General features: G+C 72.2%; 6 protein-coding genes. 3 read left to right on the forward strand and 3 right to left on the reverse strand.

The window, feature by feature from the left end; genetic code table 11:
- Window positions 1–293: 293 nt before the first annotated feature.
- Window positions 294–1,154 carry an acyl-CoA thioesterase gene (locus TR46_RS20140; protein ID WP_042403196.1) on the reverse strand — a complete coding sequence of 287 codons (861 nt, stop codon included), beginning with the start codon at window positions 1,152–1,154 and terminating at the stop codon, window positions 294–296.
- A 368-nt stretch (window positions 1,155–1,522) separates the two neighbouring features.
- Between TR46_RS20140 and TR46_RS20145 the strand changes: the two genes are divergently transcribed.
- Window positions 1,523–3,433, forward strand: coding sequence for a glycosyltransferase family protein (locus TR46_RS20145; protein WP_052432945.1), 1,911 nt, complete (start codon window positions 1,523–1,525; stop codon window positions 3,431–3,433).
- A gap of 134 nt (window positions 3,434–3,567) precedes the next feature.
- Here the strand turns inward: TR46_RS20145 and TR46_RS20150 are convergent, their stop codons facing one another.
- A complete protein-coding gene (locus tag TR46_RS20150) occupies window positions 3,568–4,929 on the reverse strand; it encodes an ABC transporter substrate-binding protein (RefSeq protein WP_369405999.1) in 1,362 nt (453 codons plus the stop codon).
- Between the two features lie 131 nt (window positions 4,930–5,060).
- Window positions 5,061–5,690, reverse strand: coding sequence for an MTB12 C-terminal domain-containing protein (locus tag TR46_RS38120; RefSeq protein WP_052432946.1), 630 nt, complete (start codon window positions 5,688–5,690; stop codon window positions 5,061–5,063).
- A gap of 164 nt (window positions 5,691–5,854) precedes the next feature.
- Here TR46_RS38120 and TR46_RS20160 point away from each other — a divergent pair, with 164 nt between their 5' ends.
- Both TR46_RS20160 and TR46_RS20165 read left to right on the forward strand, forming a co-directional pair.
- The gene (locus TR46_RS20160; protein WP_236655403.1) at window positions 5,855–6,418 is read left to right on the forward strand and encodes a hypothetical protein; all 564 of its coding nucleotides are present in this window, start codon (window positions 5,855–5,857) and stop codon (window positions 6,416–6,418) included.
- 7 nt (window positions 6,419–6,425) lie between these two features.
- Window positions 6,426–7,618 (forward strand): branched-chain amino acid ABC transporter permease (locus TR46_RS20165; RefSeq protein ID WP_439654372.1); only part of this gene is annotated, 1,193 nt, incomplete at its 3' end.

Consider the following 7,618-nt stretch of genomic DNA (forward strand, 5'->3'; position numbering starts at 1 on the left):
GGGTGGGTGGGTCGAGGTCACGGCCGGGTCGACGGCGGCGGCGGATGCGGCGGCGGCGGCTGATGCGGCGGCGGCGGATGCGGCGGCGGCGGCCTCCGCGTCAGAGCCGACGGAGGCCGGGGTGGCTGCGGTGGGTATGGACTCGATCACGGGGGGCGTTGCGGCACTGCTGGTCTGTTCTTTCGGCACAGGTCATCTTCTCCCGACCGCCGCGCCGCAAGTCCCCCGGCCCCCGCGACGTGCGCGTCCCGGGGCAACCCGGGGCGACCCGGGGCGACACGGCCGGGCCCGTGCTACTCCGGGATCCGGCGGAACAGCCCCTCCTGCATCACCGACACCACCAGTCGCCCCTGTCGGTCGAACAGCTGACCGCGCGCCAGGCCTCGCCCGCCAACCGCCACCGGCGACTCCTGCTGGTAGAGGAGCCAGTCGTCGGCCCGGAACGGACGGTGGAACCACATCGCGTGGTCCAGCGAGGCCATGTCGAAGTGCCGCTTGCCCCACAGCGGCTCCACCGGGATCCGCACCGCGTCCAGCAGGGTCATGTCGCTGGCGTAGGTCACCGCGCACGCGTGCACCAGCGGATCGTCCGACAGTTCGCCATTGGTCCGCAGCCACACCGCGCTGCGCGGCTCGACTCCGGCCAGCTCCTCCTTGGTCCACCGCAGCCGGTCCACATAGCGGATGTCGAAGGGCTGGCGCCGGCTGATGAACGGCGGCAGCTCCCCCAGCACCGAGCCGACCTCCTCCAGCGCGGTCGGCAGCGACTCCGGGGCCGGCATCGGCGGCATGGGCAGCTGGTGCTCGAACGGCGACTCCTCGGGCAGGTGGAAGTCGGCCGTCAGCGCGAAGATGGTGCGTCCCTGCTGGACGCCGAGCACCCGTCGGGTGGTGAACGAGCGGCCGTCCCGGATCCGGTCGACCTGGTAGACGATCGGCACCCCCGGGGTCCCCGGCCGCAGGAAGTAGGCGTGCAGGGAGTGCACGGTGCGGTCGGGCGCCACCGTGCGCCCCGCCGCGATCAGCGCCTGCCCGGCCACCTGGCCGCCGAAGACCCGTTGCAACGACTCCTCCGGGCTGCGCCCCCGGAAGATGTTGAGCTCGATCTGCTCCAGGTCCAGCAGATCGACCAGTTGGTCGACGGGGTTGCCCATGGGGGTACGTCCTCTCGGTGCTCACGCACATGTACGCTCTCGCGCCATTCTCCCCTTCCCCTTGCGTTCTCCTCACCTCAGCGCCCCCGGCGACGGCGCCCCGCCCTCCGTCGAACGTGCCAGCGACGCCCGGCCGCGACCCGCCGACACCCGCGGACGCCTCTCGCAACCCCCCACAGCTCCCGCAACCCCGCAGTTCCCGCCGCCCACCGCCCCGAGCGCGGACGGCGCTCTGCGCGCCCCCCGTCCGGGTGATTCCGAGCGGCCTGGTGACGTACCGCATCACTGCAGGTCACAGGCACAAGAATGTGGAATGAACCCTCTCTCATCCGGGCGTTTCTGCCCATCTCGCGTGCCATGATGCGGCCGTGCCTCTTGTCTCACCAGTCAGTGCCACCAGCCCGGGTTCGCCCCAGCCGGACGGGACCGGGCCCCAGTCCGACCAGGGCCCGTCCTCCCCCCGGTTCCTGACCGGTTTCCGCATCCCCGGCTGGCTGGGATCCAGCGCCGGCACCCTGCACCGGCCCCCGGAGCAGGTCAACCGGATGCTCACGGTGCTCGCGTGCTCCAGCATGCTGATCGGTGCCCGGGACGTCTGGAACCGCACGATCATCAACCAACAGGTGCACGCGCTGGCGGTGATCCTCTACTTCGGTGCCATCGTGGTGCTCGGCGTACTGGCGCTGTCGGTGCGCACCCGCCGGGCGATGATCCTGGTGGACTGTGCGGCGCTGTCGGTGGCCGCGCTGGAGTGCCTCAACCGCTTCTACACGGTCACCGCCGCGACACCGCCGGCAGGCCCGTCCAGCCATGTGTACTACAGCACCGACGAGGGCTCACTGGTCCACATGGCGGCCAGGAGTCTGCTGCACGGCGGGCACATCTACGGCACCCAGTGGCCGCAGATCTTCCACCTGTTCCACGTCGGCACCACCCCGCTGATGAACGGCGGCGCCGCCACCGGGCTGGACTACCCCCCGCTCGGGCCGGTCTTCACCGCCGTACCGATGTACCTGGGCCTCAGCCACCCCCCGGCCGGACTGGCCGCCACCGCGATGCTGCTGCTGGCCTCGGTGGTGATGTTCCTGCTGCTGCCCGCGCCCTGGCGGTCGGTGTCCGTGATCGTCTGCTACGGCTTCGGCTGGCTGCCCAGCTACGCCCAGATGGGCTACCCGGGCTGCATGGAGCTGCCGTTCCTGATGATCACCGTGGCCTACTGGCAGCGGACCGGACGCGGCGGGAAGCTGGGCCGGTGGGGCGTGCTCCGGGCCGTCTGCCTGGGCATCGCGATCTGCCTGCACCAACTCACCTGGTTCCTGGCGCCGTTCCTGGTGGTCGGCCTCTATCTGATCCGGCGCGGCGAGATGCCCGCCCGGGACGCGCTCCGGCTGGTGGGCCGTTACGTCGCGATCGCCCTGGGCGTCGCCGGCCTGATCAACCTGCCCTTCATCATCCAGGGCCCGTACGCCTGGCTGCAGGGGGTGTTCACCCCGCTGTTCCAGAAGGCCATCCCCAGCGGCCAGGGCCTGGTCGGGATCTCGTACTACTTCCGGAACGGCAGCGGCAACATCCAGCTGTACAGCGAAGCGGGGCTGCTGCTGGGCATGGCCATGCTGGTGCTGCTGGTGGTCTTCCCGCGCCGGCTCGGCCTCGCCGTCACGGTGATGCCCTGGCTGGTCTTCTACCTGTCGGCGCGGTCCCAGGAGGACTACTTCGACCTGACCGTCCCGCTGTGGGTGCTCGCCGCCGCGACCGTCAGCTCCACCGACTTCGACCGCGCCTGGCACCCCCGGCCGGCGCTGCTGCGGACCCGCACCGCCCGCGCGCTGCTGGTGCCGGTGCTGCTGCTGCCGGCCGCGGCCGCGCTGGTCGGCGCGATCGTGACGCCCCCTCCGCTGTCCATGAAGGTCACCGCGATCAGTTCCACCAACGGCGTCACCGGCGTCGAGGCGCTGGCCGGAACGGTCAAGCAGCTCCGGGTCGACGTCGAGAACGCCACCGGGACCGCCCTCACTCCGCACTTCGCCACCAGCACCGGGGCCAACATCTCCGACTACTGGAGAGTGGTCTCCGGACCTGCGGTCCTCGCTCCTCATGCCAGGGCGGTCTACCTGCTCTCCGCACCGCACGGCGGGGTGGGCGGTCCCGGCGTACGCGGCAAGTTCCTGCTCCGCGCGGTGACGCCGCAGCCGATGAGCATGTCGACCTCGCTGGTGGGCGTCGGGCCGCCGCTGACCGCCAAGGAGTTGAAGCTCTTCGCGGCCCAGGGGCAGCAGTAGCAGTAGAGGTAGAGGCAGGGCCTCTGAAGGGAAGTCGGTGCTGCGCGTGCCGGGTCGGTCGCGCACGCGGTTGCATCAGCACAGCCCGTCGCCCTGAGGTGCTGCAACTGAACCGCTGCGGGCAAGTTGCACGCTCAGGGCCGGTACGGCAAAGCTGGTACCTCGAAGCAGTCGGTGTCCATGTCGGCGACCTGGGTGACCCAGCCGCCCTGCTGCCAGCGGGCCACGTCCAGGCAGGCCCGCTGCAGCCCGGTCGGTGGCTTGGCCTGCGGCACGAACGAGGTGGGAACCAGCAGCCCGTGCGCCTGGTACGGCTGCGGACGCTGCAGGTAGCGGTCCAGGCAGCCGGAGTCGATCTGCGTGCCGCAGGTTCCTGCCGCGTCGGCGAACCACTGGGCGGCGGCCCACCCCTCCAGCTCCCACTGCGACAACTGCCCTTCTCTGGAAGGGAAGTAGTGTTTCATCGCCGCGCGGAACGCAGCCACCGCCGGGTACTGGATGTCCGAGTAGGAGCGGCTGTCCGCGGTCACCCAGAGCGAGTTGAGGCAGCCTGGCACGGACTGGTAGTCACTGCCCGCCTGCGCGCTCCAGTTCAGCCCGGTAGTGACCTTCGCGGTGACGGTGACGCCTGCCGCCGCCATCGCCTGGCACAGCGCGACATTGCCCCGGGTGTCCATGGCGTCCAGCAGCAGTTGGCTCCTGTCGGCCTTCATCGCCGCGGCCACGCCGGCGAAGCCGGGCAGCGCGAAGTCCACGGTCTCGTTGAGCACGTGGTAGCCCTCCGCCTTGAGCCCCTCGGTGACCTGGGCGGCGTAGCGGGAAGAGTCGGCCTGGTCGTAGTTGACGACCACCGCGCGGTCCAGGCCGACCTTCTGCTTGAAGTACCGGTAGACCTCGGTGGTGAGGTACTCGGTGCCGTTCCAGCCGACGGCCTTGCCGTCGCGCGGCTCCGAACTGCCGTCGATCGAGTAGAGGTGCGGATAGCGGTCGTAGGCGGTGCCGATCGGCTCACCGCCGATGTCCGGCACGGCCCGGGCACTGACGTAGGGAGCGCCGGCGTAGTCCAGGGCACTGGTGGCGACCAGCGCCACCACATGGTCCTGGTCGATCAGCTTGTGCACACAGCTCTGGTTGCCGCTGCCGGTTCCGCCGTCGTCGCAGGTCACCACCTTGACCTGACGTCCGCCCCGGCCCCCGGCGGCGCCGATCCCGCCGGCCGCGTCCAAGGCGTCGAAGAACGCCTGGGCGCCGTAGAGCGGACCGCTGAAGGTCCCGTTGCCCAGCAGGCTGGTGACGGAGGCGACGATGCCGACGGTGACGGGCGGCCCGGAAGCGGGACCGGGACCCGAGCCGGAGCCGCTCGTGGCTCCGCTCCCGGTTCCGGACGTGCCCGTCGCCGAGCCGGCGGCAACGGTGGGGCCAGGGGTGACGAAGTCACGCTCGGGCAGCCGGCTCCCGCAGGCCGACAGGCACAGCGCGAGGGCAACGGCGAACACCGCCACGGCCCTCGGCGCAGACCGCGCGCCGGCCTGCATGCCGGCCCGCACGTCCGTTCGCAGCGCCGCCCGCACGCCCGCACGCGCTCTCGCCCCGGCCCTGGCTCCCGCCACGCCCGCGCCGCCGCCGCTCAGGAGCAGCCCGGGACGGCCGCGCCGCCGCTGTTGAGCTTGACCAGTCCGCACAGGGTCGCGTCCGCGACCTTCCAGACCCCGCCCTCCTGGACCGCCTTGCCCGTCGAGTTGGGCAGTACCGGTTGGCCGCTCTCGCACAGGTTGAAGGTCACATCGGCGGCGGTGGCGCTGGTGAACGCCACCTTCTGGACGCTCACCGCGGCCTGGGCCGCCAGCGGGTTGCTGGCGAAGCCGGTCATCACCGGGACGAAGGCTGTGCCGTTCTGCAGCAGCCCGACCTTGGTGGCCGAGGGCGTGGCCGGGTCGAAGAACTTCTGGTAGGCGCCGGCGACCTGGGCGCCGGCCGACGCGGTGTCGGCGGGTCCGCTGCCGCTGACCGCAGGGGTGGTGGTCGGCGCGCACGCCCCGGCGGCGCCGCTGGCGGCCGCGCTGCTGGAGCCGGCGGCCGAAGCGCTGGGAGCTGCTGCGGTGGTGGCCGCGCCCGTCGCCGCACCAGTGGTGACGGACGCGCCGGGTGAAGCCGTGCCGCCTCCGCTGCTGCTGCACGCTCCGGCGAGCAGCAGGACCGCAGCGGCGACGCCGACGCGTGGAGCGAACCTCCGAAGGCCTGTGGAACCGTCGATCATGGAACCCTCACCGTCCGACTGAGTATCCGATCTGACTGCGCGTCAGCTATCTCCACGCTAGCGGTTACGGCGCATGATGGTCCTGTCGCTGCACGCAGTCACTCAAAATCGATGAGGGAACGTGACGTTCATGGTCCGTGCCTCACGGCCCGCCAGGGGGGACGATGCCTGAACCGCAGGAGCCCGTACCGGAGCAGCCGCGACCTGCAAGGACAGCTCTGCGCGCGCTCCGCACGCACCTGGGCTGGGTCTGCTGCGCCGGCGGCGTGCTGCTCTGCGCCCTGGGCTGGTACGGGGTGTCCGGTGAGCGCTACACCGCACGGCAGATCCCCTTTCTCGCCTCCGCCACGGCCCCCGGCGCCGCCCTGATCATCGGCGGCACGGTGCTCCTCGCCGCCCGCCGCCGCGATGTGCCGGTCTCGGCAAGGGTCTCGGCCGAGCAGCAGCACGACCTGGACCGGATGCAGCGTCAACTGGAGGTTCTGTACCAGCTTCTGACGGATGCCGTGGGGAGCGCCGAACCGCCCTCCGGCGCGACCTCCGACCATCAGGCGGGCTCCGGGCCGAACGGATCCGCCCTGTTGCTCGCCGTTCCCGGCGGTCGGACCTACCATCGGACCGGCTGCCTGCTGGTCCAGGGACGCCAGGATCCGGAACGGCTGCTCGACGGCGCCGCCTCCGAACGCGGGCTGCGCCCCTGCCCGTTGTGCGACCCGCCGGAGGTGTGAGCGCCCGATGGCCGCCCCGCTCGCACTCCAACTCGCCGTGGCCGGACTGTCCGTGGGCAGTGCGGCGGCGATCACCGGCATCGGCCTGGTGGTCTGCCACCGGGCCACCGGGGTGCTCAACCTGGCCCAGGGCGCCGTCGCCATGGCCACCGCGTTCGCGCTGCGCCAGTGCGTGGTGGTGTGGCACTGGCCGCGCGCCCTTGCGGTGGGCTGCTGCGTGCTGCTGCTGGCGCCCGGACTGGGCTTCCTGATGGACCTGCTGGTGTTCCGCCGACTGCAACGGCGCCAAGCGGGCACGGCCGAGACCCTGGTCGCCGGGCTGGGGGTGTTCGTCCTGCTGGTCGGCGCCGCCGCACTGCTCTGGGGCGTCACCCCGCACCCGGACGCACCGGTGGTCGTCCCGGCGACTCCGCTGGTCACCCCCGGCGGACTGCTGATCACGCTGGACACGGCGGTGGAACTGGGCCTGGTGGTGCTACTGGCAGCCGCCGTCGGCGCGGTGAGCCGCTGGACCGCGTTCGGGACCGCGCTGCGGGCCGTGGTGGACAACCGGCGGCTGGCCGAGCTCTCCGGCATCGACGCCGACGCGGTGGCGTCCACCGGGTGGGCCTTCGGCGCCTTCACCGCCGGCCTGACCGGCGTCCTGCTGGCTCCGTCCCTGCGCCTGGACCCCTACGGACTACCGCTGCTGGTGATGGAGACGCTCGCGGTCGCGGTGGCCGCCGGGCTGCGCAGCCTGTGGCTGGCGATCGGCACCGCGCTCCTGCTCGGCATCGGACAGAGCGAATTGACGATGCTTCACTTCTCCGGGGCGGCGCAGTCCCTGCTCCAGGCGTTGAGTTCCGGGCTGTTCGTCGTCGCGCTGCTCGCGGTGGCCCTGCTCCCCGGCCGCCTCACGGCGGGGCTCAGCGCACTCCCGCCGGTCCCGGCTGTCGCCGCGATCGCCGCCGCCGCGCAGACCTGGCGGCTCGGGCGGCGCTGGGCGGCCGCGTTGCTGCTGCTCGCGCCGCTGGCGCTGCGCGGCGGCGATGTCCGCTCGCTGCTGCCGGGTCCGGGGCTGGCGCTGGTCCTGCTGTCGATCGTGGTCGTCACCGGCTACGGCGGCCAGATCTCGCTCGGCCAGGCCGGTTACGCGGGCCTCGGCGCGCTGCTCACCGGAGTGCTGGCGGGCGGCGCGATCCCGGGGGTCCCTGCCCCCCC

Source organism: Streptacidiphilus carbonis, assembly GCF_000787775.1.
In the GTDB taxonomy this organism is placed as follows: domain Bacteria; phylum Actinomycetota; class Actinomycetes; order Streptomycetales; family Streptomycetaceae; genus Streptacidiphilus; species Streptacidiphilus carbonis.